Source organism: Bradyrhizobium oropedii (assembly GCF_020889685.1).
GTDB classification, from domain to species: domain Bacteria; phylum Pseudomonadota; class Alphaproteobacteria; order Rhizobiales; family Xanthobacteraceae; genus Bradyrhizobium; species Bradyrhizobium oropedii.
On sequence record NZ_JACMYO010000087.1, the window covers coordinates 1 to 24,740 of the forward strand.

Here is a 24,740-nt window from a genome sequence, read left to right on the forward strand (position 1 = left end):
CCGCGGGCTTCGTCGCCAACCAGCCGATGGTGCTGGCGGGCGTGCTCGACAGCGACGCCTCGCGCAAGGCCGCGCGCTTCGTGCGGTTCTGCGATGCCTTCAACATCCCGATCGTCACCTTCGTCGACGTGCCGGGCTTCCTGCCGGGCACCGCGCAGGAATATGGCGGGCTGATCAAGCACGGCGCGAAACTGCTGTTCGCCTATTCGCAGTGCACGGTGCCGCTCGTCACCATCATCACCCGCAAGGCCTATGGCGGCGCGTTCGACGTGATGGCGTCGAAGGAAATCGGCGCCGACATGAACTACGCCTGGCCGACCGCCCAGATCGCCGTGATGGGCGCCAAGGGCGCGGTGGAGATCATCTTCCGCAGCGACATCGGCGACCCCGACAAGATCGCGGCGCGAACCAAGGAATACGAAGACCGCTTCCTGTCGCCCTTCATCGCTGCCGAGCGCGGCTACATCGACGACGTTATCATGCCGCATTCGACACGGCGTCGGATTGCGCGCGCACTGGCGATGCTCAGGGACAAGAAGGTCGAGATCCCCGTGAAGAAACACGACAACCTGCCTCTGTGACCATGTTCAAGAAAATCCTGATCGCCAACCGCGGCGAGATCGCCTGCCGGGTCATCAAGACTGCGCGCCGTATGGGGATTGAGACGGTCGCCGTCTACTCCGAAGCCGACCGCGACGCATTGCATGTCGAGATGGCCGACGAGGCCGTGTTGATCGGCCCGCCCGCCGCGGCCGAGAGCTATCTTCTGATCGACAAGATCGTCGAGGCCTGCCGCAAGACCGGCGCGCAGGCGGTGCATCCCGGCTACGGCTTCCTGTCCGAGCGCGAGGCGTTTCCGCGCGCCCTGGAAGCCGCCGGCATCGTCTTCATCGGCCCGAACCCCGGCGCCATCGCCGCGATGGGCGACAAGATCGAATCCAAGAAGGCGGCTGCGAAGGCGAAGGTCTCGACCGTGCCGGGCCATCTCGGCGTCATCGAGGACGACAAGCATGCGGTCCAGATCGCCGACGAGATCGGTTACCCCGTGATGATCAAGGCCTCCGCCGGCGGCGGCGGCAAGGGCATGCGCATCGCGCATTCGAAGGGAGAGGTCGCCGAAGGCTTCAACCTCGCCAAGGCCGAGGCGAAGTCCTCATTCGGTGACGACCGCGTCTTCATCGAGAAGTTCATCGTCGATCCCCGGCACATCGAGATCCAGGTCCTCGGCGACAAGCATGGCAACGTGATCTATCTCGGCGAGCGCGAGTGCTCGATCCAGCGCCGCAACCAGAAGGTCATCGAGGAGGCGCCGTCGCCACTGCTCGACGAGCAGACCCGCCGCAAGATGGGCGAGCAGGCGGTCGCACTGGCGAAGGCCGTGAACTACGACTCGGCTGGCACCGTGGAGTTCGTCGCCGGCCAGGACAAGAGCTTCTACTTCCTGGAGATGAACACCCGACTGCAGGTCGAGCATCCCGTCACCGAGCTGATCACCGGCATCGACCTCGTCGAGCAGATGATCCGCGTCGCGGCCGGCGAGAAACTCAGCCTCGCGCAGAAGGACGTCACCTTGACCGGCTGGGCGGTGGAATCCCGCGTCTATGCCGAGGATCCGTTCCGCAACTTCCTGCCCTCGATCGGGCGCCTGGTGAAGTATCGTCCGCCGGCCGAGGCCAGCCATGACGGCATCACCATCCGCAACGACACCGGCGTGCGGGAGGGCGGCGAGATCTCGATCCATTACGATCCGATGATCGCCAAGCTCGTCACCCACGCGCCGTCGCGTGCGGCTGCTATCGAGGCGCAGGCGACTGCGCTCGACGCCTTCTATGTCGACGGCATCAGGCACAACATTCCGTTCCTGTCGGCGTTGATGAACCATCCGCGCTGGCGCGAGGGCCGGCTCTCGACCGGCTTCATCGCCGAGGAATTCCCCAAGGGATTTTCCGCGCGTGCGCCTGAAGGCGAGATCGCGCGGCGGCTCGCGGCAGTGGGGGCGGCCATCGATCACGTGCTCGGCGAGCGCAAGCGGCAGATTTCCGGCCAGATGGGCGGCCGCGTGGTGCAGCGCGAGCGCCGTCGCGCGGTGTGGCTCGATCGCGCCGAGATCGCGCTGGATGTGGCGCGCGAGGCTGACGCCATCACGGTGCGCTTCATCGGCGCCGACGGGCTGCCCGGCAATCCGCACAATCTGGTGTCGGGCTGGGTGCCGGGCGAGCCGGTGTGGCAGGGCACCATTGACGGCAACTTCGTCGCCGTGCAGGTGCGGGCGATCAACAACGGCTTCCGTCTCGCGCATCAGGGTTTTGAGGTGCCGGTCTATGTCTTCACCGAGACCGAGGCGACGTCGGCTCGGCTGATGCCGGTTGTCTCGGCCGCCGACACCGGCAAGAAGCTGCTGTGCCCGATGCCGGGTCTCGTGGTGTCGATCGCGGTGACCGAAGGCCAGGAAGTCAAGGCCGGCGAGACGCTCGCGGTCGTGGAAGCCATGAAGATGCAGAACGTGCTGCGCGCCGAGCGTGACGGCACGGTGAAGAAGATCCACGCCGCCGCCGGCGCTACGCTCGCGGTCGATGCGCTGATCCTGGAGTTCGCCTGACAATAGGGTTCGCGATCTTCGCATTCTACCGCGAGGAGATGTCGGCTAACCCAAGGCGGGAAAAAGGGCGACCCCCCATATGCAACGGGCTGCGGGCGATCAAGGTTGACCGATTTTGCGCCTGCATCTGGCTTTCAGTCGGCGCCACATCAACGCGAAGCGTAGTTCCACGACACGAGAGAGCGAGCATCCTGAAAGCCTTGTTCATGCGACATGCGACGGCTCAAGAATCGAGCTTGTTCGCAGATGCGCGAATGCGCCGGCAGGGTTTAATGGCGGAAAATTCGGTCGTCGGATAACTCGCGAGCTGCGCAAGCGCTCACCAGCGGCGGGTTGACATGGATGATCAAAGGAGAGCGCCAGGAATCGCAATCGGCGCAAGCGATGATACGCGCCCGAACGCTCTGCCGAAAGGCGGCAGGGTTTCGAATGACGCCATGAATCGTCTCTCGTCGTCGCATGCACTGGAAATTAAATAAGCCGGCCCCGATAGCCTGCAGCATAATATGCTGATGGGCGATGCGCGGGGGGAAAACTTCGAACATTAATGCCGACCGCGCGGCGCAAGGATCATCAGACAAGCGTGGCCGGAGGTCACGGATTGAGGATGCGCTCGGAATTGAAAGCAAGCGATGAAGCTCAAGCACATCTATCTTACCGCCCAGGAACCTGAAGCGTTAGCCCGCTTCTATGAAGCGCTTGGACTGGCGATCCGCTTCGCCGACGGCGCCAAATGGATTCAATTCGCCGGAGAGAAGGCCGCCTTCTGCATCGCAGGCCCCGGAGAGTCGGCCTCCGAAGGGGCTCGGAACGCGGTCGTCGTATTTGAAGTGGATGATCTGGAGCTGACACTCGATCGGGCCCGCGCCCTGGGAGCCGAGATTTTCGGCGAAGTGCGGGACATGGGGGCGCATGGCCGTGTGGCTTGCTTGAAGGATCCGCAAAACAACACGATCCAGCTCTTTCAGGTATCGAACAAGCAGGGCGGCTAGCCGGCTCCGGACAACTCGGTTCGAGCATTTGCGGGAAACTATCACCATGAACTTCCGAGTGTCACCGATGCCAAACCAACCATCCCCGGTGTTCAGCAGTGCGGAATTCCGGAGCGCAATGCGCCACGTGCCCGGCGCGGTATCTATCGTGACGACGGGTGTGCGACCGGGCAGGCACGGTTTGACGTTGACGGCTGGGTGCTCATTGTCAACCGAACCATCGAGCGTGCTCGTTTGCGTCAACAAGTCCGCCGGTGGCCACGAGACAATAAAGCAGAGCGGATCATTTTGCTGGAACATTCTAACGGCGGATCACGCTGAGCTCGCAAAGAAGTTTGCCGGGCAGGACGGAAGCAAGGGCGACATACGCTTTGCTGACGGTTTGTGGCGTCAACTCACGACAGGCGCGCCGAGCCTCATCGAGGCAATTTGCAGCTTCGACTGTCGCGTCTCCGGTTCGTACGATGCCGGCAGCCATACGATCTTCGTCGGCGAAGTTGTTGCCCAAACAACCAACATCGATCGCGAGCCGCTTGTCTACGTAAACGGCGAGTTCACCGTACCGAAGCGTTAGAAGGTCCCGCGCATGGGCTGCCGAATGAGTGTCGCACTCAGTGAGAATAGCGCCCGGACACCGACCGAGAATGCGAAGCAAAGGCTCAGGTCATAGCGTCTGGCGGCCAAGAGGATATCTGTCACAAACGCAGGAGAAATACCAATGCGGGGGACCATGTTCGCTGACCAGCTCAGGTGGGAATTCAACGCCGGCGTGGTCTCGATCCCGCCCGAGCGCGGCCGGCCGCGGCTAGCGGCGTGCCTGAGTGTTGCGGTGTCCAATACCCGGCATTCGCTCGCGCCAGTCAGTGATTGCTGATGCTCTCGCTCTGGCTCAATGTTCTTGCGAGCGGCATTCTGCTCGGTCTCGTTTACGGCCTCGTCGCGTTGGGCCTGACCATCATATTCGGCGTCATGCGCGTCGTAAATTTTGCGCACGGCGAGATGGTCGTGTTCGGTGTCTACATCGGCTACTGGACGGTTCGGCTGTGGAACGTCCCAATCATCGTGGCGGCAGCTATCGCTGCGGTCGTGATGTTCGCCTTCGGATATCTGCTGGAAGCGCTGATCGTGAAGCGGTTCGTGAACCGGCCGCATCACTATCAGTTCATTGTTTTCATCGGCCTGTCGTTGCTCTTTAGCGGAACCCTTTTGGTCGCGTTCGGGCCGGATCCGCGTCCAACTGCCTCGCAGCTGTCGTTTCAGACCGTATCCCTCGGCCTTGTGACGCTCGACCTGGCGAGAGTGCAGGCGGCAGCGACCGCCGGGCTGCTTATAGCTCTGCTTGGAGCGTATCTGAAGTTCTCCCCGTTCGGCCGCTCGCTGCGGGCGGCGGCTGACAACCGTTTGGGCGGTCTCATCGTTGGACTGAACATTCCACGAATCTATGCGGTGACCTTTGGCATCGGGGCAGCTTGCGCAGGGGTCGCCGGCGCCCTGATATCTCCCCTGTTCGACGCTCAACCATATCTCGCCGTCGATTTTACTCTCCTTGCTTTCGTGACGGTCATCGTGGGCGGGCTCGGCAGCTTCGGCGGAGCACTCCTCGGAGGTCTGGTGATCGGCGTCGCAGAGGCAATCGCGGCGTTGATGTTCACGCCTTCGATGAAGACGGCGCTTCCTTACGCGCTCCTGATTATCATCCTGGTTTTCCGTCCGAGGGGGTTTTTTGGTGCAAAAGAAATTTGACCGTGGGGTGGAAAGGACGCGGTGGCTTGCCGGGATAACGGTCTTCGCTGTCCTGGGATTAGTCGGGTTGCTGGCAAACCCGTACGTCATCTCGCTGATGACGATCGTATTGTTGTTCACCTTCCTCGGACAGTCCTGGAACTTGATGCTTGGCATCGGCGGGCAGCTATCGATCGGTCACGCCCTTTTTGTCGGGCTGGGAGCCTATTCTGTCGGTGTCCTCTACGTAAGGTACGGCATTTCGCCATGGGTCGGGCTCTTGACCGGAATGATCCTCGCCGGATCCGTTGGCGCGTCGATCGCCTGGTTGAGCTTCCGGTTCGAGGTTCGCGGTATCTATTTCGCGCTGCTTACGATTGCCGCCGCCGAGTTCGCCAGGATCATGTTCAGTGGCTGGGAGTTCGTGGGCGCAATGCAGGGATTGTTCTTTCCTGCGCCAAGCGGCGGGATTGAGATCTCAATGCTTCGCGGCGATGCCCGCTTTTACTACTTCGTCGCGCTTGCACTGGCGGCGCTGGGAATAATCGGAACCGAATTTATTTCACGATCTTACCTCGGATACGTATGGCGGGCGATGCGCGACGACGAATCGGCCGCACGCGCGCTCGGCGTCCGGACCTTCCAGCACAAGATTCTCGTCATCTCGCTATCGGCTGCAATGGCCGCCGCGGGCGGTGGCGTTCTGGCGCTCGTGCAAGGGTCGATTTTCCCGGACTCGATCATGGGGATGGGGCTATCAGTAGACGTCCTGATAGGTCCCGTGGTCGGGGGGCTGGGGACTACGTTCGGTCCGCTGGTCGGGTCGCTCGCCGCGATTCCGCTCAATCACTTGATGAGCGCGCTCGGCGACAGTCTTCGGATCCCGGGACTGAACAATATTACCTACGGTGTTGTCCTGATCTCGGTCGTCTGGTTCCTGCCAGACGGCATCTGGCCGGCGATTGTGCGCCTTTGCAAAGCTATCCAGGCGCCACCCACGGCATGGCTGTGGCATTCCCGAAAGGTCGAAGAATGACAACTCTGCTCGAGGTCGAGAACCTGTCCCGATCGTTCGGAGGCTTGGTCGCGGTGAAGGATGTAAGCTTCTCACTTCGAGCCGGGCGGATCACAGCGCTGATTGGACCGAATGGAGCGGGAAAGACGACATGCTTCAACCTGGTCGCTGGTGCCCTGAAGCCGACCAGCGGCCGGGTGCTGTTCGAAGGCCGCCAAATCGACAATTCGCCACCCGAGACTGTTTGCAGGATGGGCATCGCGCGAACATTTCAGATCGTGCGGCCGATGCGTGAGATGTCGGTGCTTGAGAATGCCATGATCGGAGCCTTCAGCTGGACCAGAAACGTAAGCGAGGCCAGATCGAAGGCGTACGAGTCTCTTGAAAGCGTTGGTCTGGCCGCCAAGGCCCACGCGAGGACGGATCAATTAACGCTACCGGACCGGAAAATGCTGGAAACGGCCAAGGCGCTGTCGACGCGGCCCAAATTGCTGTTGCTGGACGAGGTTATGGCGGGTCTGAGACCGACTGAAGCTGCGGGTATCGTAGGCGTACTGCAGAAGCTTGCCGAAGGTGGATTGACGATCCTCCTTGTCGAGCACGTGATGCGCATCGTGATGGAAGTGGCCTCGCGTGTGGTGGTGCTGCATCACGGCGCCAAGATCGCAGAGGGACCTCCCGGAGAGGTGGTTGCAGATCCGAAAGTCCTCGAGAGCTACCTGGGGGCAGGCTTCCATGTTTAGTGGTGCGCTTCTGACGATCGATGGACTTTGTGTCGCGTACGATGGATCCTGCGCTTTGAACGGCGTCTCCCTGCAGATCCACAAAGGCGAATTGATCTGCGTCGTTGGCGCGAACGGCGCAGGGAAGACCTCACTCATCAGATCAATCTCGGGCATCGTTCGATCCTCGAGCGGTGTCATCAAGATGAACGGTGTTGATATCACCGGGATGCCGCCATGGGAGATCTGCGAGCGCGGCATTGCCCAGGTCGCGGAAGGTCGGCAGATTTTCGGAAGTCTTTCTGTGGAAGAAAACCTGCTGCTCGGAGGGACGCTGAAGCGCGCGAAGGCCGGGCAGGCCGAAACGCTCGACTTCGTTTATCAATTGTTTGAGAAGCTTCGTGAGCGCCGGGGGCAATTGGCCGGTACGCTATCGGGCGGCGAGCAGCAGATGCTGGCTATCGGCCGTGCAATCATGTCGAAGCCCGAGGTCGTCATGTTTGACGAGCCTTCCATCGGGTTGTCGCCCGCGCTGACGGACGTCATGTTTCGTGTGGTGAAGTCCCTGCACGAGCAGGGAGCCACGGTCTTGCTGGTAGAGCAGAATGTGGCGAAATCGCTTGCGTTGGCCAATCGCGGCTACGTTCTGGAGAACGGCTCAATCGTGCTCCACGGATCCAGCGACGAGTTGCTGGACAATCCCGAGGTTCAGCGCGCTTATCTTGGATTGTAACGGTCCTGAATGGCGGGACTAGCCCGTCATCCGAAAAGGCGGCCGAGCGATCGCGGCAGAAGATGCCGCGAAATAGCCCGGGCACGACCATTTGTGTCGAGCAGCGGCGTCGGGGAGAGGGTGTACCGCAATCAATTCCATAAGGCCTCGCTTAGGCTGTTTCTATGGAACCCGATGACGCCCTTCTGATCGAACGCGACTGCGATGTGGTCACCATGACCATGAACAGGCCGCCGGCAAACGCATTGAATAACGCCCTTGTTGGCCAGCTGCTGGACAGGTTTCGCGCATTGTCTCGCGAGGTGTCGCCGCCGGGCATTGTCCTGACCGGCCAGGGCGAGCGCTTCTTCAGTGCGGGCGGAGACATAAAGGAGGTCGGCGGCATCGAAATATCACGGCCTCGGATGAGGAGCTTCCATGCGCTTCTTTGCGAGATGGAGAGATACCCCGGGCCCTTCGTGTGTGCCGTGCGTGGATACGCCGTCGGCGGGGCCTTGGAGTTTCTTCTTCACGCCGACTACGTCGTAGCGAACCATGAATGCAAGGTCGGGTTCCCGGAAATCAACCACGGCCTGTTGCCTGCAGCCAAGGGAATCCGGAAGGCAGTTCAGAAGCTTGGGCTTCGTGAGGCGCAGGCATTGCTCTACTGGGGCGACTTGACCGACGCCCAAAGGGCACGCCAAATTGGGGCGATCAACGAGATCGCAAGCACCGCGGAAGTGATGGTGAGGGCCGGGGAGGTATGCAGGTATCTTCGTGGAAAGGAGCGCAAGCTGTTTGCGGCGATCAAGCGTTCGCTGAACCTGACGGGCCAAATGGACGATGCTGCGCTCGAAGCGGTGACGATCGAGGATCTCGCGGCCTATCTGGTCGACGATAGTTCGGCACAGGCGCGTTCGCGCTTCCTGTCGAAACAGCCAAGGAAAGCCTGAATGACCGCACCGGCATTGCCTGACGAGCTCCGTCTTGAACTGATGAGCTTCGAACAGGTATCGGCCGCCCTTGCTGCGGGGGCATCGACCGTCCTGATACCCTGCGGAGCTGTGGAGCAACATGGACCGCACCTTCCGCTCTGCATGGATGCGGATCATGCAGACGCCATCGCGGCGAGGCTGGCGCGGCATCTGGGACGCACCCTGATCGCGCCCACCATCAAGGTCGGCTGTTCAGCACACCATCTGGTCTTCCCGGGGACGATCTCCATTCGCCAGGAGACGTTCGAATCGATCTGCCTGGATTATTGCACAAGTCTTGCGAGGCACGGCTTCAGGCGCATTCTGCTGTTCTCGGGGCACATCGGGAATTTCCCCGCGCTCCGGGACATGCTTCCCCGGCTGAGACGTGCCGTTCCGGCAGACGTCGAGATCGACGCGTACTGCGATGCAGTCGCCTGGATCGAGAGATGGCGAAGCGCCGTCGAGCAAGCGGGTGGTGACCCGAATGCGGTTGGAGGACATGCCGATATCGCGGAGACGTCGCTCATGATGTTGCTCCGCCCCGATAGCGTTCGGCTCGATCGGTTCGAGGTCGGGCATCTCGGTGCGCTATCCGAGGAGCAGCTTCAGGCAATGTGGAGAAACGGCATCAAGTCCGTCACCGCCAACGGCATCATCGGCAACCCGTTCGGCTCGACGGCCCGGATCGGCGAGCGATGTCTCGCGGCGATAGCAGATCTTCTGGCTGTCTCGTTTGGAAGCCGAAGCAATGCCGTCTGAATCTCTCGTGCTCCTCCGCCGATGAACGCCGAGAGCGATGGTCGCGCCGCGTTCAGCGACGTTGGCTGCGAAAGGGACAGGCGGCGACTGCTCACAGCACAAAATTTGGAAAGTCATCTAACCGCGGGGCGCATTCGAACAAAAATGTTGCCGCGCCCATGAAATGCTTCGCCATCTTGACACTCCATGAGGATCCAGAAGATGGCACTTACGTTCGGGTTTTGGTCGGAGCAAGAAACCCAGGTCGGGCAGAGCTATGCCCGCCGACTCCATGAACTGGTGGACGAGGTGCGTCTGGCGGAAAAGGTCGGATTCGACTGCGTCGCGCTTTCCGAGCAACACGTTGCACTCGGCGGTATCTCGAGCTCTGCGCCGGAGGTCGTCTACGGGTACCTTGCAGCCGTTACGTCGCGCGTGAAGCTGAGGTCAGCGGTGACGTTGATGCCCCAGAAGATCAATCATGCCTTGCGATCGGCAGAGCGATTGGCAGTAACTGACATCCTGTCGCATGGCCGCATGGAATTCTACGCCGGCCGGGCCAACACGACCATCGCCATGCGCGCCTTCAACGTTGATCCGGGCGAAACTCTCGCTCAGATGGAGGAAGGTATCGCGCTCCTGAAGAAATCGATGCGCGAAGATATCTTCACCTTCGAGGGCAAGTACTATCAGATCCCGCCGCGGATGCTGGTGCCGAAGCCGATACAGAAGCCGCATCCGGTGATCGGCATCGCTGCGACCAGCGAGCGGAGCCACAGCTGGGCCGGATCCGAAGGCCTCGCCGTCATGAGCAACTGCATCTACCAGGGATGGGAGGTCCAGGAAAAACTTCTGAACACTTACCGTCGCGGCTGGAAGCGTGACGAACAAGGTCCGCTCGATCGGCCGCGCATCGGCATTCCGCTTTTCTTCGGCATCGGGTCAACCGATCAGAAAGCGAAGGACGATTACGCCGAGCCCCTCATGCACTATGCGAGGATTTCAACGGACGCCTATCCCCGTCTCGCGAAGCTTGCCGACGACTATGCGTATATGAGCGAGAGCGTGCCAGCCATGGAGCGAGCGGGAAAGGACTGGGACTACTTGCTCAACCACTCCGCTACAACGGTCTGCGGAAGCCCGGACACTGTCATTCGTCAGATCGAGAAGTTCCAGGCAATGGGCGTCGACGAGGTGCTTCTCCATCTCGACTCCGTCAATCACGAGAAAATCATGGAAGCGATCGACATGTGTGGCCGCTATGTGATCCCCCACTTCAACGACAGAAACAATGTCGTCCGGCCTACGGAAGATATTCTCGCACAGATCCGCGCCATGCGACCGCAAAAGTAAGCCAACCGGAACAAACGGAAGATAGCCATGTCGAAGCAGAACTACAAATATCTGATCGTCGAGAAGCGGCCGAGCGGTGTCGCCATCGTCACGATGAACCGGCCGGAGATCCTCAATGCGATCAATTGGGATATGCACAGCGAGCTCGAGCGGGTCTTCGTCGAGCTGGACGAGGACAAGGCGGTCCGCGCGATCGTTCTGACGGGGGCGGGACGGGGGTTCTGTTCGGGCGGCGATCAGAAAACGCTGGACAAGAGTCCAATCCCGTCGCCGACCCGGGGCGGACGCCATCTGATCCGGAACATGCTGGAAGTCGAGGCGCCCATCATCGCTGCGGTCAACGGCGTCGCGGTTGGTCTCGGGGCAACTCTCGCCTTGTTCTGCGATGTCATATTCGCGAGTCCGGCCGCGAGATTTGCCGACACGCATGTTACCGCAGGTGTGGTCGCGGGCGATGGCGGCGCGGTGATGTGGCCCCTGTTGATGGGACCCGTCCGTGCGAAGCACTACCTGATGACCGGTGACTTCATCTCCGCGGAAAAGGCCGCGTCCATCGGCATGATCAACGAGGTGATTTCGAACAGGGACGTCAAGGATGCTGCAATCGAGTACGCGGAGATGCTCGCGAGCGGCCCAAGAGAATCAATCATCTGGACCAAGTATTGCGTGAACAAGATCATCAAGCAGTACGCGCATCTGCTCCTTGACACCTCGACCGCCCTCGAGACGATCACCTTTGCCGCGCCCGACCGGCGCGATGCCGTTGCCGCCTTCGCTGAAAAGCGCAAGCGCTTCGCGGAGCGTTGAGGTGAGCGCCGAGAGTTTTGCGTCGGGCGCCCAACTCGCCGACGTGACCATTCCGCAGCTCCTGAGCCGGCGGAGGGTGGAGCTTTCCGACGAGACCGCTTTCAAGCAGAAACGTCGCGGTGAGTGGATCGCCACGACCTGGAAGCAGTATTCGGACGAGGTGGCCAAGTTGGCGGCCACTTTGCAAAAGGCTGGTTTCGAACGCGGCGATCGCGCGGCGATCATGGGGGATGTGTCCCAGGAATGGCTTCTTGCAGACATGGCGATCATTTGTGCCGGCGGCATCATGGTCGGCGTCTACTTCACCTCATCGGCGGAGGAGGTCGGCTATTATCTCGGCGACTCCGGAACGTCGTTTATGTTCGTCGGGAGTGAACTTCAGCTCGGTACCGTCCTTGCATCGGGCCATGCTGACCAGCTGAAAAAAATCATTGTGCTCGATCCCGCTTGGAAAAAGGCAGGCGGGCCGGCGAACGTCGTCTCTCTTCATGATTTCTGGAGCGAAACATCGGTTGACGCCGACATCTTTCTGCAGGAGCAGGTCGCGAAAGCAAAGGCGAGCGACCTGACCAGCATCGGGTACACGTCCGGAACTACGGGATTTCCGAAGGGAGCGATGCTGACCCATCTGTCGCTGCTCGCCGGCGCGCACAGCGTAACCCTGTTCACGTCGAAGTTGCGCTCCGATGTCCACCGTGTCGTCGTGCACCTGCCGATGTCACACACGGTGGCACGCGCACAGGCAACGACACTGCCTCTGCTCATCCGCCTGGTGCCGTATTTCGGCGAGAACAGCGCAGAGTTCGCTCAAACGGTCAAGGAAGTGAAGCCGACCTACTTCATGGCTCCGCCGCGGTTCTTCCAGCGGTATGCTACCCAGATCCTCAGCAAGGTTCACTCCGGGTCCGAGAAGCAGAAGCAGGACTATCAGCTCGCGATGACCATCGCCCGCAAGGCCCTTGATGATCGTCAGGCCGGAGGCGTGCCAGACCCGTTCATTTCCGGCCTCTTTGCCGTGTGCCAGCGAGAGGTTTTCCGTCCGCTGCTTTGTGAGGTCGGGTTCGACGAACTCACGGTTACATACACCTCGTCCGCGGCGATGCCTCCCGAGCTGATGTCGCTGTGGCAGCTATGGGGATTGCAGCTGAAGGAATGTTACGGACAGACAGAGCTGGTTGGCGCCAACCTAGTGCAGATGGCGGAATGGCCGGAAGCCGGCACCGTGGGCGTACCTCTGCGGGATCCGGCTTGGGAGACCGCTGTGCTCGAAGACGGGGAAATGATTGTCAGGGGACCCGGACTCTTTGTCGGTTACTGGAATAAGCCGGAAGAGACCAAATCCGCTCTGCGCGATGGCTGGCTCTACACCGGGGACATCGTGGATGTCGATTCGACCGGCCTCTTCAGGCTGGTCGATCGAAAAAAGGAGATCATCAACACTTCCAATGGAAAATCCATCAGCCCGACGCAGATCGAAAACGAGCTCAGGCGCAGCCCGTTTATCTCTGAGGCGGCTGTGCTTGGAGAAGGAAAGAAGTACCTCACCGCGCTGATCGAGGTGAACGCGACCGCGACGATGGATTGGGCCAGATCGCACGCTCTTCGGATCAATCGGTACTCGGAACTGGCGAACTCCGAAATCGTGGTGCGGATGATCGAAGCAGAGATCGGCAAGGCGAATGGCAGGCTCGCCAGGGCCGAGCAAATCAAGGCGTTCCGGATATTGCCGGAAGAGCTGTCTCCCGAAAACGGCATGATGACGCCGACTCGAAAGAAGCGTCGCAAGCAGATCATGGAGAGGTATCGATCGTTGATCGATACGCTTTATGACGAGAGCGAAGACAACCTCGTCAAGGCGGAAGTCAGATCCTGAGCCGAATCACGCGGGCGGCGCATCTCGTGAAGCGCCGCGCGCGACTGAACGTTCCTGGCGCGATAGTGCCTCACTGTTCATTGAGCGCGCCTGTCAGACCGCATCGATATTCTTGCAGCCAACTAAAGGGGAACTACATGAGAAAGCACAGCGAAAGCGGTTTGACCCGCCGGTCCTTGATCGGTAGCGGAATTGGCGCCGCCGTGGGGTTCGCATCGTGGCAGTCAAGAGCGGCCACCCCGGCCAAGGTCCGCGTCGGCGCAATCAATCCGAGCAGTGGCGTCCTGGCGTTTCCGGGGCAGGCTTGCGTACGCGGCATCGATGTCGGTGCGAAGTTCGCAAAGGAGAAGTTCGGTATAGAGCTGCAAATCATCCATGCGGACACGCAAAGCCGGCCGGAAAACGGACGGATTGCCGCTGAGAACCTGATCAGACAGGGGTGCACGGTACTTATCGGCGCGTGGGATTCCGGAGCAACCATCTCCGCGCTTCAGGCCGCAGAGGCCGCAAAAGTGCCTATGGTGGTTCACATCGCGAGCGCGACCCAGGTGACCTCTCAAGGATTCACCGAGGTGTTCAGGTATTACCCTACGTCCCTGACAATCGTCAGGAAGTCGCTCATGGAGCTGAAGTCCATCCTGTCCTCGATCAAGGACGCTCCAACAAGCGCCGCCGTCATGCACCTCAACAATACGATGGGACAGTCGACCGCGGCGAGCATCGATCAGGCCTGGAAGGAGGTCGAAGTGCCTCTCAGGATTGCCGAGTATATTCCATACGATGAAAGAGCCAAGGATCTCTCGGTCGAGGTTGCAAAAGCCAAAGCGTCAGGCGCGGACGCGTTGGTCTCCGTGACGCGTGTCAACGATGCCATCATGATCATTCGGGAATGCACCAAGCAGGGGTGGAATCCCAAAATGATCTTCTCACCCAACTCGAATGGCGCGCAGGACAAGGCGTATTATGACGCGTTGGGCAAGTACGGTGACGGCGCGATACTCTCGACCCTGTGGTACAATCCGAAGGCGCCCGACGCCGCGGCGATCTTGAAACGATTTGCGTCCGATTATCCAAATGACTGGGTCGACGGGAATTCAGGGTGTGCCTTCGAAGCTGTTCAGATTGTTGCGGACGCCGTAAGCCGCGCCGGTTCTTCCGAGTCCGCTGCGATCCACGCCGCGCTTAAAGCAACGGACATGACGCCTATCCTGATGTCCAGCGGCAAGATCAAGTTCGACGCCAATGGCCAGAATATGGGCAGCGACGTGACCATCCTCCAAGGGCAGAACGGGAAGCCTCGCGTGGTGGCGCCGCAGTCGGTCGCCGAAGCTGCGCTCCAATACCCTCTCGTCCCATTCAACTCGCGATAGGAGACGCCGCGAGCTGCGGCCCCGGCTTGCGATGTTGGGGCCAGGGCTCCCCGGGCGAAGGTCTTCAAGCCAAGGGCTCACGGCCGACGAAGCTGGATCGCTCGGCAAGGAAGCGGCGCGGGCTCTTGCCCATTGCCTTCTTGAACATGGTTATAAAGGCGCTGGGGGTTTCATAGCCCAGATCGAGCGAGACGGCCTGAACGGAAGATCCGGCAGACAGCCTCTGCAGCGCGACGAGGATGTGAAGGCGCTGTCGCCAGCGTCCAAACGTCATCCCGGTTTCCTTCAAGACCAGGCGGGCGAAGGTCCGGACACTCATCGCATATCTGGTCGCCAGTTCGTCGATCGTGCTGCGATCGCCGGGGTCATTGAGCAGCGATGCCGCGAGATGCTGAAGCCGGCTGTCGGTGGAGATGGGCAAGTACATCTGTTCGGTGGACATCTGCACCAATTCGTCGAGCAGCACGCGTCCGAGCCGGCTGGTCGGCCCCTCGACCGGATACAGGGGAGGAAAGACGGAGAGCCGATGGATTAGTTCACGGACGAGCGATGATATCGTGAATGTGCAGCACGTGCACGGAAGCGTACTCGCCTGCGGATCGATGAAGACGACGTAGACCTTTCCATTGTCCGAGACGCAATTGCTGTGCATGACGCCGGCCGGTATCCACACGGCACCCTGCGGCGGAACGATCCATAGTCCGCCGGGGGCACGACACATCACCGATCCATGTGAAGCGACAACGAGTTGCCCTTTCTTGTGTGAGTGGAGCGGAAGCTCGTCGTTGTCTTCACTGGTTTCGATGCAGAATGACGTGATCGGCCGATCGAACTGATCCGGATCAATCGGATCGTAGTTGATCCGAAGCTCGGGCAAATTCATTCTGGCAAAACCAGGATCCATTTCGGACGTGGATAACATGCTCATCGAATTCGCTCGTTATTGGCTACGGCTCCCGCAATTCAGGAGGCGGATATTAGGGGCGCGCCCGGAGTCCGGGTGACGATAGCGCTCCGGGAAATGCTCGTCACCGAAAAGTAACGCGGGGATGCAAGAATCTCATCCTGCGGGTTAGCCTCGTCCCTTCCCGGAACGAGGATCTTGATGACTATCACGGCTGCTCATCGCCGGGCTCCGCGATGGGGAACGCAGTCGGAAGGCTCAACGCAGGAAGCTGCTGCGATAAGACGCGTCTCAGGGCGCCAGACCGCGCACCGCCCCGACGGTAGAAAATGCCGCGGTCCCGCGTCAATCGGCTCCACCGATCGCGCTTTCACGGTTGTCCGCAGGGGTTTTCGCCAGAAAATGCTGCGACCCCCAATGCTATCAAGGCGCATTGCGCAGAAAGTCGGCACGTACGTGTTGCCGATTGGAAGGCGAAAGCCAGGCCGCGCAGGCTGTGAGGTCGAGAGACGGAAGGCCGCGCCGTGCGATCGTTCGGGGGCAGTTGAATATGGCGGAGGATAATCGAACCGCCTTCAGCATATCCTTGAGCGCTCAGGAGCTGGAGTTCGCGGCAGCATGCCGAGACTTTGTTCTGCAGAAGAAACCCGAGCACAGATCGTCCATCGTTGTAGCGGACAATATGCTTTCGATCGCCGACCAGCCACATGTCCGGCAGGCATTCATGGAATTGGGCCTGGCTAGATTGGTCAGCGTTCTGCGGCTCGCGATCGTGGGTAAAGCGATTGCGATCAGGAGGGCACCCAGATTGCTGTTTGATCTCGCGCGCTTCAGGACAAAAATCGTCCGCGCCCTGCGCAGGCGCGCGGGATAGCCGCTCAGGGAACGGCGTCGATCGATCGTGCGATGAAGCCGGCATTCGAAAGATGGCCGGTGATGGGCTCAATCAATTGTTGTGATTGGGTCGTCGTCGGCTATCGACCGACTGGCCTCCGGTTCATCCAGCATGGCGCGGACCGATGTGGCTCATCCCGGCCTTGTCACGCGAAAATGCTGGAAATTAGCGCAATTCCGTCTTCTTCAGCACAAAATGCCGGGCGGCATTCCGGATAGTTCTGCCGCTGAGATCGTTCGTTGGGCTACCTTCGATCGAGATCCGCGTTCGGCGTTTGCGAAGGATCCACATCCTTCGCTTCCTCCCTGGACTTGGCCCGGCTCGTGCCGGGCCATTTTTTTGCTCGGCGGCGGCTTGAAGCGTTTACGGGATCAGCTTGTTGGCCGGCTCAGCGCCGTGGGGCTCAGCGGCGTATGATTTTCTTGAGAATCTCGGTCAGAGTCCGAAATTCTTCCCTCGTCAACGGGGCAAATGTCTCGCCGGAAATTTCGCCAATGGTCTCGATGGCAGCGTCCGCCGTCCGCCTCCCTTTGTCTGTTAGTTCGATCTGCCGTCGTCGTGGATCCAAAGGATCCTTGGAGCTCTTGATCAGCCCGCGCGATTTCAGGCGATTGATGACGCCGGTGATCGTTGCTGAATCATAGTGGATCAGTCGTCCCAGGTGATTTTGAGAACATGATCCGACTTCCCTCAGTTTCGCCAGCGTCGAGAATTGGGGTGGGGTCAGTTCTTCGATCATTTTCGCGAAAAAGATCGATGTGTGGGTACGGAGCGCGACGCGCAACAGGAATCCTGGTGCATCGTCCAACCTGTAAGACTGTGCGGCCTCTTTCGGCTTCTCCGTCGGAGTCGTCTTGGTTTTCGGTTGCACGATTTTCGTCCTCTTGCGGCACTTGGCCGTGGCTCGGCTTGAACAAAGCTGGATGGCTGGGCCTCGGAAGTCCCGAGTTGATCATTTGTGTACATTCGTTGCCCCCAAGAATCCATGCCGTCTGACCGCGAGCGTGATCCGTCCGGTGCAATAAAGATCGCTTGCATACGAGTGTAGTGCTTGCATACGAGTGATAATTAGGATAGGGGTTGAGGATTGCCCCCTAGGAGGAGCCGCGCAGGCTTCTTGACCATCGGCGGCGACCTCGCGCCCGGATCCGAGCATGTCGGTGACTGACAGCATGAGTGCCATACGGCCCGACCTCATCGAGAAGGTCACGGGGCGGGCAGAATACGTTACCGACCTCGTGATCCCGGGGATGCTGCACGGCTTTGTGGTTCGTTCGCCGGCTACTCACGCTCGCATCTCGTCGATTGACGCGAGCGTTGCCAGGTCCGTGCCCGGCGTCGTTGACGTGCTCATCGGAGCGGATGTCGTCTCGTTCGGTTGCTGGGGAGTCGCGCTCAAGGACCGGCCAATCATGGCAATCGACCGGGTCCGGTATGTGGGCGAGCCGGTCGCCGTGGTGATCGCTGAGACGATCGAGATCGCCGAAGCCGCCGCGGAGCTTGTCGACATCACGTACGACGAACTCCCTCATGCAACGACCATCCGTGAAGCGATGATGGCGGATGCGCCGCTCATCCATGAGCATCACGAAAACCTCGAAGACTTCTACTTCAAGGGCGGCGCCCGGCCGACACCCGGCAGCAACATCTTCCACACTTACAGGAACAACGTTGGAGATGTTGACGCCGCGGAAGCGGTCGCGGCGTACGTTCACGAAGACCACTTCACTTTTCCGGCAATTTCGCATTTCGCGATGGAGCCGCATGCGGTCATCGCCGACTTCCAGGGAGACTCCCTGACGGTCTGGGCAGGTGCGCAGACGCCGACCGCGGTTCAGAAGGTCCTGTCCAGGCTGTTTGGCCTGGCGCTGGCCAAAGTTCGCGTGATCGTCCCGTTCGTGGGCGGGGGATTCGGCGGCAAGGCATCCGTCAAGATCGAGCCATTGGTCGCCGCCGCATCCTGGAAGGTGCGGCGCCCAGTTCGTGTCGCTCAATCCATGGCCGAATCGATGCTCACCTGCCGAAGGCTCGGCGCTGACATCACGATTCGAACCGCGGTGGATGCAAACGGACGGATCCTCGCGAAGAGCGCCAGGCTTCTGCTCGACGGTGGAGCGTATTCAGATACGGGCTCAGCAGTCGCCACGAAATCGGCGAATCGCATCATGGGGCCATACGTGGTGCCGAACATGCGGCTCGAAGCATGTGCGGCTTACACGAACACCGTCCCTGGCGCGGCATTCCGCTCAATCGGTGGCCCGCAGGCGGTTTGGGCCAAGGAATCGCACATGGACAATGTGGCGGCGGCAATCGGCATGGACCCGATCGAGTTCCGAATGCTGAACTTGGCCTCCCGTGGCGAGCGCATTCGCCCCGACCTGCGCGCGCTCGACATGGACATGAGCGAGTTGATCGGCCGGGTGACGCGGTCGTTCGCGCCGGACGCGCAACCCTCCAACCGCAAGGCGCATGGATTGGCGCTTGCCGCAACCGATCCGGCGAATACGCCGATCAGCAACGCGATCGTGCGTCTCAAGATCGATGGGTCGATTCTCGTTTCGGTCTCCAGCATCGAGGTTGGTCAGGGTGCGCACGCGACGATGGCCCAAATCGCGGCGCAGACATTGAAGCAGAAGGTGTCTGCGGTCACCGTCCTGCGCCCGGATACAGCGGTCGCTCCTTACGACTGGGGTACCGGTGCGAGCCGCTCGACCGTCGTCGTCGGCCTCTCTGTCGAGAGCGCCGCTCTCGACGCAGCCGATCAGATTCTCGACCTGGTTGCCGAGGTCTGGGAGCTTCCCCGCGACGGCCTGTCACTCGTCGAGGGAGGTGTCTCGACCGGACCAGACGTTCTCACTTTCCATCAGATATTTCACCGCAGCCTGGGTGTCGATTCGGGAGAAGTCGTCGGCCGCGGCGCCATCACGCCGCGTTCGAAGAAAGGCTCCCTGGCGGAGTCACCTCTGTTCTGGGAGACATCCGCGGCTCTCGCAGAGATCGTGGTCGATGAGGAAACCGGCGAGATCCGTGTGCCTCGGTATGCCAGCGCCGCCGACGTCGGTCGTGTGATCAATCGCGTCGCTGCGGAGGGGCAGGATGAGGGCGCTGCTGTGATGGGGCTCGGTCACGCGCTTCACGAGGCGCTCGAGTTCGAGGACGGGCAACCCGTCAACGCGACGCCGATCGATTATTCGATACCGCGGATCACCGACGTGCCGCCCTCGTTCGACACGATACTTGTCGAAAACGGCGACGGCCCCGGGCCTGGCGGCGCCAAAGGAATGGGCGAGGGAGCGATCCTGCCGGTCGCACCGGCGATCGCCAACGCGCTATTCGCCGCCTACGGCATCCGAATAACCGATCTGCCAATGACACCCGAAAAAGTGTGGCGCGCACTCCAGAAGAGGAACTGAACATGGAATTCAACATGTCAATGGCGGTGCCGGCGACCCCGGCGCAGCTTTGGAGCACGCTGCTCGACGTTCCACGCATATCGAGCTGCATTCCCGGGTGCGAAAGCGTTGAGGAAATCCAGCGGCTTGCGGCGTACAAAGCAACCGTCAAGCAGAAGATCGGTCCTTTCAAGCTCGAAGTGCCGGCTGACATCATCGTTGAATCGATCACCGAGCCGTCTCACGTGCGCACCCGCGCTACCGGCCGCGACAAGATCACAGGAACGCGGCTGGCCGTTGTCCTCGACGTGACCGTCACGCAGGCCGGTTCTGGGTCCACATTTGCCGTAGACGCGAAAGTCGACGTGCAGGGCCGGCTCGCGAGCATGGGGTTCGGCATCATCAAACGCCGGGTCGATCAGAACTTCGAAGAGTTCGAAAGGCGGCTCAAAGAAATGCTGGGTGCGGCCTGATCATGCTGCCGTCACCCTTCCAATTCGAGCGGCCTTCGACGATTGCCGATGCCGTGCGTGCCGTCGGCGATTCCAGCGACGGCATGTTCTACGCAGGCGGGACCGAATTGCTGCTCGCGCTGAAAATGCGCGTCATCCGTGCAGACCGCCTCATCGACATCAAGGGTATCCCTGGGCTCGATTGCATTGCCGTCAACGGCATGAACGAGATCGAGATCGGCGCGCGCTGCACGCACAGGAAGATCAGCGGCGATCCCGTTATCCGCGAGCACGTGCCGGCGCTCGCATCGCTCTGCGCCGAGGTGGCAAACATCAGGGTCCGGAACGTCGGAACAATCGGCGGCAATCTCTGCTTCGGAGAGCCTCACGCCGATCCGCCGACGATGCTCGCCGCCCTCAACGCACGGCTGGTGCTCGAGGGATCCCGGGGCACGCGTGAAGTTCACGCCGATGATTTCATCCGAAGTGAAATGGAAACGGTGCGCGAACCGGACGAGCTGCTGAGAGTGATCGTGTTCCCGCAGCCAGCGGGACCCGTAGCCTATCGCCGGTTCAAGCATGGTGAGAGGCCTTCCGTGAACGTCGCGATGGCCTGGTCGCTGAACGCCGACGGGAGCACGATCAGGAGCGCCCGCGTGCGGGTCGGCGCGCTTGGTTCGCGGCCACAGCCTTTGCCGGTCGTCGAGGTTGCCCTCCGAAATGTAGCGGTAACAGGGGCCCGTCAGGCGATTGAGACTGCTCTTCCCGCAGCGTTGGATCAGCTCGAAGTCAACGCCGATCGGCATGGCGGAGCCGATTACAAGCGTCACCTTGCAGGCGTGCTTCTGCTGCGTAATGCCGATGAGGCTGTCATCGCCGGCGGGAGCTGGCTGAAATGACACAGGTATTGGCGATCTCCTTCTCGTTGAACGGCAAGACGATCGCCGTCGACGTGCCGGCCCATATGCTCTTGATCGACCTCATCCGAGATCGTTTGGGCCCGAAGGGAACGAAACGTTCCTGCGACATGGAAGTTTGCGGCGCTTGCACGGTCCTTCTCGACGGCGAGCCGATCTCGAGCTGCACAACGCTCGCGGTCGATGTGGACCGGCGCGAGGTCACCACAATCGAGGGCGTCACGCCGTCGGACGGATTATCCCCGATCCAGGAGGCGTTCGTGCTTCATGGCGGCCTGCAGTGCGGCTTCTGCACGCCCGGGTTCATCATGGCGGTCACGGCGCTCTTGAAGACCACGCCACATCCGACAGACGCGGAAATCCGGCACTATCTCGACGGCAATCTTTGCCGCTGCACCGGTTACACCAAGATTTTCGAAGCCGTGAAGAGCCTTGCGGGTCGGCAGGATGCCGCTTGAAACCGCGCGAGACGGCGCAGCTACTTTCTGGAGGTATCATGAGTATTGATCAGGTCAAAAGAACGAGCGTCTTGATCGCGGGCGCCGGCATCGGCGGTTTGGCGATGGCGTTATCGCTGCTCCGACGCGGCATCGATTGCGACGTTTTCGAGCAGGCGTCCGAGTTGCGTGAAGTTGGCGCCGGCCTTTGGGTGTCCATGAACGGTGTGCGCGTACTTCGCGATCTCGGCCTCGCCGAGCAAGTCGAACAGAATTGCATCGCGGCCGAGCGACGTTCCATCCGGCTCTGGAACACCGGTGAAACGTGGTCCCTGTATGACCGGAGCACCGACGCAGCCCGCAACCAACCCTACCTTCTGTTGCGCGCGCACCTGTTGAAGATCTTTGTCGACGGCGTACGGCGATTGAAGGCGGACGCCATCCATCTGAACGCCCATGTTGTGGGATTCAGCCAGAGCCGGGACGGGATTCGGGCTCGGCTCGCGGACGGCCGCGAGATCGAAGGTCGGGCGCTGATCGGCGCCGACGGTTCGCATTCGAAGGTCCGAACCGGGCTGATCGGCCAGATCGAAAGCCAGTACACCAACGCCATCGCCTGGCGTGGTCTTGTGCCGGTCGACCGGCTCGAGCCGCATCAGCGCGAGCCCGTGGTGTCGACATGGATCGGGCCGACCGCGCATGTCACGGCATATCCGGTCCGCTGGCAGAACACGGAATTGATGACGTTCTCGGGGCAGGTCGATCGCAACGACTGGCTTCTGGAATCCTGGTCGGAGAAAGGATCTGTCGAGGAGTGCCTGAAGGACTTCGTGGGCTGGCATCCCGACATCATCGCGCTCGTCAGCAACGTCGAAAGCCTTCACAAGTGGGGCCTGTTCGTGCGGCCCACGCTGGCCGGTTGGTCGCAAGGACGGGTCACGCTTCTTGGAGATGCGTGCCACTCCATGCTGCCATATCTCGGTCAGGGAGTGAACATGGCGTTGGAGGACGCCTCCGTTCTCGCCCGATGCCTCGAGCAGCACCCCGGCGATCCAGCGAGAGCTTTTCAGACATATCAGAGCCTGCGCCTTGACCGCACAACCAGGGTTGTGAAGTCCGCGGCCGGGATGCTGCCGATCTTCCACAACCCGGCGCTCTCCAGGGCCGAAACGGCGGGAGACTACATCAGGACGCAGTGGGCGCCGGAAGCGACCGCCGCTCGTTACGACTGGATCTACCAGTACGACGCGACCGCCATTCCTCTTCATTGACATCTCTCCCAACGAGCACCGGTGCACAAGGATGATCGGCAAAGAGCAGCCCTGGGACAGGGTGATACCGCTCGAAGAGCGCGAGACCTATGCGATCGCAGGATTGGGAGGCGCGGCTGGATTCGGCAAGCGGCCCGCGCTGCTGGTGATTGACGTGCAGTACCGCTCGGTCGGTGACCGGCCGATGCCGATCCGCGAGGCGATCAAGCAATATCCAACCAGCTGCGGTGAGGCTGGTTGGTACGCCATAGCGCAGATTGCCGATCTGATACGGTTGTTTCGCGGCAGAAGATGGCCGGTGATATTTCCGCATGTCGCCTGCAAGGTCAGCCATGACCAGGGGGCATTCGCGGCAAAAATTCCGGGCATCATGCAGATTCCGCGCGAGGGTTACGACTTTGTTCGCGAGGTGGTTCCAGAGCCGGGAGAACTGCTGCTGCCAAAGACGCAGGCAAGCGCATTCTTCGGCACCCCGCTCACGACGTATCTCGTCGGGGCCGGGATCGATTCACTGGTGGTGACCGGCTGCACGACCAGCGGCTGCGTCCGGGCATCGGTCGTCGATGCCTGCGCGCTGAATTTCAAATCAATCGTGCCGAGCGATGCCGTCTACGATCGTTCGCCGACTTCGCACGCCGTCAACCTGTTCGATATAGCCAGCAAGTACGCAGATGTAATGCCCACCTCGGAAGCCATCCAGCGGCTTCATTCGCTGCCGGCCGATCGTACGCAGGATCGCCCGACATGAGTGTCGCCCAGGTCTCCGGTCTGCTCTACGGCGCTCATGTGCGCGCAAACGGCATCCGCCAGCATTACCTGCGCTTCGGCGGATCCGGTCCTGCCATCATCATCGTCCCGGGCATCTCGACGGCCGCGGCACAATGGGCGTTCATCGCGGAACGTTTGTGCATCAGAAATGACGTCTATGTACTCGACGTCCGGGGGCGCGGCCTTTCCGAAAGCGGACCGCACCTCAATTATTCGCTGGATGCCTGCGCCTCCGATCTGGTCTCGTTCGCCGAGGCGCTGGAAATAGGCGCGTATACCCTGCTCGGCCACTCCATGGGGGCCCGGATCGGAATTCGTGCCGCGCGCTGGCGTCCATCGTCCATAAGACAGTTGATCCTGGTCGATCCACCGGTCTCCGGCCCCGGACGTCGCGCCTACCCAAGTCCGATCGGGCCACTTCTCAAGCTGCTTCATAGCGCAAGCCTTGGAGAGGCGGACGCGGCGCTGCGGAGCCCGTCCGCGCCGCGCTGGCCCGAAAAGCACATTCGTGCCCGGGCCGAGTGGATGCACACCTGCGATGAGCGCGCCCTGATCGAAAGTCACAAGGGCTTTCATCACGATGACATTCACAATGATCTCGCCAACCTCCGCGTCCGCACCCGGCTGCTCGTTGCGGGCAAAGGCGACGTCATCCGTCCCGAAGATGAAAGAGAGATTCAAAGATTATTGCCGTCCATCGAGATCAAGCGACTGGAGAGCGCAGGTCACCAAATGCACATCGACGACACGGAAGGTTTCCTTTCGATCGTCAGCGACGTCCTCGCCTGATCACTCGAAAGACCGGTCGGAGCGCTGCGAATACA

24 protein-coding genes are annotated in these 24,740 nt (G+C 60.9%); 22 read left to right on the plus strand and 2 right to left on the minus strand.

Going from position 1 to position 24,740, the window contains the following annotated elements:
• The 14 genes from H8A95_RS23410 to H8A95_RS23475 form a co-directional block, all read left to right on the plus strand.
• A partial coding sequence (locus tag H8A95_RS23410) for a carboxyl transferase domain-containing protein (RefSeq protein WP_274617462.1) occupies nt 1–581 on the plus strand: 581 nt, incomplete at its 5' end.
• 2 nt (nt 582–583) lie between these two features.
• On the plus strand, nt 584–2,599 hold the full coding sequence (locus H8A95_RS23415) for an acetyl-CoA carboxylase biotin carboxylase subunit (RefSeq protein ID WP_229185224.1): 2,016 nt from the start codon (nt 584–586) through the stop codon (nt 2,597–2,599).
• Between the two features lie 632 nt (nt 2,600–3,231).
• Nucleotides 3,232–3,591, plus strand: coding sequence for a VOC family protein (locus H8A95_RS23420; RefSeq protein ID WP_163158382.1), 360 nt, complete (start codon nt 3,232–3,234; stop codon nt 3,589–3,591).
• Nucleotides 3,592–3,637: 46 nt separating this feature from the next.
• Nucleotides 3,638–4,165: a flavin reductase family protein gene (locus tag H8A95_RS23425; RefSeq protein ID WP_229185225.1), complete on the plus strand. Its 528-nt coding sequence runs from the start codon at nt 3,638–3,640 to the stop codon at nt 4,163–4,165.
• Nucleotides 4,166–4,464: 299 nt separating this feature from the next.
• Nucleotides 4,465–5,334, plus strand: a complete 870-nt coding sequence (locus H8A95_RS23430; RefSeq protein WP_229185226.1) for a branched-chain amino acid ABC transporter permease — start codon at nt 4,465–4,467, stop codon at nt 5,332–5,334.
• Entirely contained in the window at nt 5,318–6,349 is a 1,032-nt protein-coding gene (locus H8A95_RS23435; RefSeq protein WP_229185227.1) for a branched-chain amino acid ABC transporter permease, read from the plus strand. The genes H8A95_RS23430 and H8A95_RS23435 overlap by 17 nt, the downstream gene beginning before the upstream one ends.
• Complete coding sequence (locus tag H8A95_RS23440; protein WP_229185228.1) at nt 6,346–7,071, plus strand: ABC transporter ATP-binding protein; 726 nt, start codon at nt 6,346–6,348, stop codon at nt 7,069–7,071. Before H8A95_RS23435 ends, H8A95_RS23440 begins: the two co-directional genes overlap by 4 nt.
• 55 nt (nt 7,072–7,126) lie before the next feature.
• Nucleotides 7,127–7,783 (plus strand): ABC transporter ATP-binding protein, encoded by a 657-nt coding sequence (locus H8A95_RS23445; RefSeq protein ID WP_229185229.1) that lies wholly within the window; start codon nt 7,127–7,129, stop codon nt 7,781–7,783.
• 164 nt (nt 7,784–7,947) lie between these two features.
• Nucleotides 7,948–8,715 (plus strand): enoyl-CoA hydratase/isomerase family protein, encoded by a 768-nt coding sequence (locus H8A95_RS23450; RefSeq protein WP_229185230.1) that lies wholly within the window; start codon nt 7,948–7,950, stop codon nt 8,713–8,715.
• Nucleotides 8,716–9,498, plus strand: a complete 783-nt coding sequence (locus H8A95_RS23455) for a creatininase family protein (RefSeq protein ID WP_229185231.1) — start codon at nt 8,716–8,718, stop codon at nt 9,496–9,498.
• A 201-nt stretch (nt 9,499–9,699) separates the two neighbouring features.
• The gene (locus H8A95_RS23460; protein ID WP_229185232.1) at nt 9,700–10,830 is read left to right on the plus strand and encodes an LLM class flavin-dependent oxidoreductase; all 1,131 of its coding nucleotides are present in this window, start codon (nt 9,700–9,702) and stop codon (nt 10,828–10,830) included.
• 93 nt (nt 10,831–10,923) lie between these two features.
• The gene (locus H8A95_RS23465; protein ID WP_229185233.1) at nt 10,924–11,637 is read left to right on the plus strand and encodes an enoyl-CoA hydratase/isomerase family protein; all 714 of its coding nucleotides are present in this window, start codon (nt 10,924–10,926) and stop codon (nt 11,635–11,637) included.
• 1 nt (nt 11,638) lies between these two features.
• On the plus strand, nt 11,639–13,510 hold the full coding sequence (locus tag H8A95_RS23470) for an AMP-dependent synthetase/ligase (protein WP_229185234.1): 1,872 nt from the start codon (nt 11,639–11,641) through the stop codon (nt 13,508–13,510).
• Nucleotides 13,511–13,647: 137 nt separating this feature from the next.
• Complete coding sequence (locus H8A95_RS23475) at nt 13,648–14,880, plus strand: ABC transporter substrate-binding protein (RefSeq protein WP_229185235.1); 1,233 nt, start codon at nt 13,648–13,650, stop codon at nt 14,878–14,880.
• A gap of 64 nt (nt 14,881–14,944) precedes the next feature.
• Here the strand turns inward: H8A95_RS23475 and H8A95_RS23480 are convergent, their stop codons facing one another.
• A complete protein-coding gene (locus tag H8A95_RS23480) occupies nt 14,945–15,808 on the minus strand; it encodes an AraC family transcriptional regulator (RefSeq protein WP_229185236.1) in 864 nt (287 codons plus the stop codon).
• Nucleotides 15,809–16,334: 526 nt separating this feature from the next.
• Here H8A95_RS23480 and H8A95_RS23485 point away from each other — a divergent pair.
• Nucleotides 16,335–16,658 carry a hypothetical protein gene (locus tag H8A95_RS23485; protein ID WP_229185237.1) on the plus strand — a complete coding sequence of 108 codons (324 nt, stop codon included), beginning with the start codon at nt 16,335–16,337 and terminating at the stop codon, nt 16,656–16,658.
• Nucleotides 16,659–17,082: 424 nt separating this feature from the next.
• On the opposite strand, the gene H8A95_RS23490 is transcribed toward H8A95_RS23485, so the two are convergent.
• Nucleotides 17,083–17,550 carry a MarR family winged helix-turn-helix transcriptional regulator gene (locus tag H8A95_RS23490; protein ID WP_229185238.1) on the minus strand — a complete coding sequence of 156 codons (468 nt, stop codon included), beginning with the start codon at nt 17,548–17,550 and terminating at the stop codon, nt 17,083–17,085.
• A gap of 283 nt (nt 17,551–17,833) precedes the next feature.
• Here H8A95_RS23490 and H8A95_RS23495 point away from each other — a divergent pair, with 283 nt between their 5' ends.
• From H8A95_RS23495 to H8A95_RS23525, 7 genes are read left to right on the plus strand one after another with little or no spacing between them, the layout of a single operon-like run.
• Nucleotides 17,834–20,092, plus strand: coding sequence for a xanthine dehydrogenase family protein molybdopterin-binding subunit (locus H8A95_RS23495; protein ID WP_229185239.1), 2,259 nt, complete (start codon nt 17,834–17,836; stop codon nt 20,090–20,092).
• 2 nt (nt 20,093–20,094) lie between these two features.
• Complete coding sequence (locus tag H8A95_RS23500) at nt 20,095–20,544, plus strand: SRPBCC family protein (protein ID WP_229185240.1); 450 nt, start codon at nt 20,095–20,097, stop codon at nt 20,542–20,544.
• Nucleotides 20,545–20,546: 2 nt separating this feature from the next.
• Nucleotides 20,547–21,422 (plus strand): FAD binding domain-containing protein, encoded by an 876-nt coding sequence (locus H8A95_RS23505; RefSeq protein ID WP_229185241.1) that lies wholly within the window; start codon nt 20,547–20,549, stop codon nt 21,420–21,422.
• Nucleotides 21,419–21,898: a (2Fe-2S)-binding protein gene (locus tag H8A95_RS23510; protein ID WP_229185242.1), complete on the plus strand. Its 480-nt coding sequence runs from the start codon at nt 21,419–21,421 to the stop codon at nt 21,896–21,898. Before H8A95_RS23505 ends, H8A95_RS23510 begins: the two co-directional genes overlap by 4 nt.
• 38 nt (nt 21,899–21,936) lie before the next feature.
• The gene (locus H8A95_RS23515; RefSeq protein ID WP_229185243.1) at nt 21,937–23,148 is read left to right on the plus strand and encodes an FAD-dependent monooxygenase; all 1,212 of its coding nucleotides are present in this window, start codon (nt 21,937–21,939) and stop codon (nt 23,146–23,148) included.
• 31 nt (nt 23,149–23,179) lie between these two features.
• The gene (locus tag H8A95_RS23520; RefSeq protein ID WP_229185244.1) at nt 23,180–23,896 is read left to right on the plus strand and encodes an isochorismatase family protein; all 717 of its coding nucleotides are present in this window, start codon (nt 23,180–23,182) and stop codon (nt 23,894–23,896) included.
• Nucleotides 23,893–24,705 (plus strand): alpha/beta fold hydrolase, encoded by an 813-nt coding sequence (locus H8A95_RS23525; protein ID WP_229185245.1) that lies wholly within the window; start codon nt 23,893–23,895, stop codon nt 24,703–24,705. Before H8A95_RS23520 ends, H8A95_RS23525 begins: the two co-directional genes overlap by 4 nt.
• Nucleotides 24,706–24,740 lie beyond the last annotated feature (35 nt).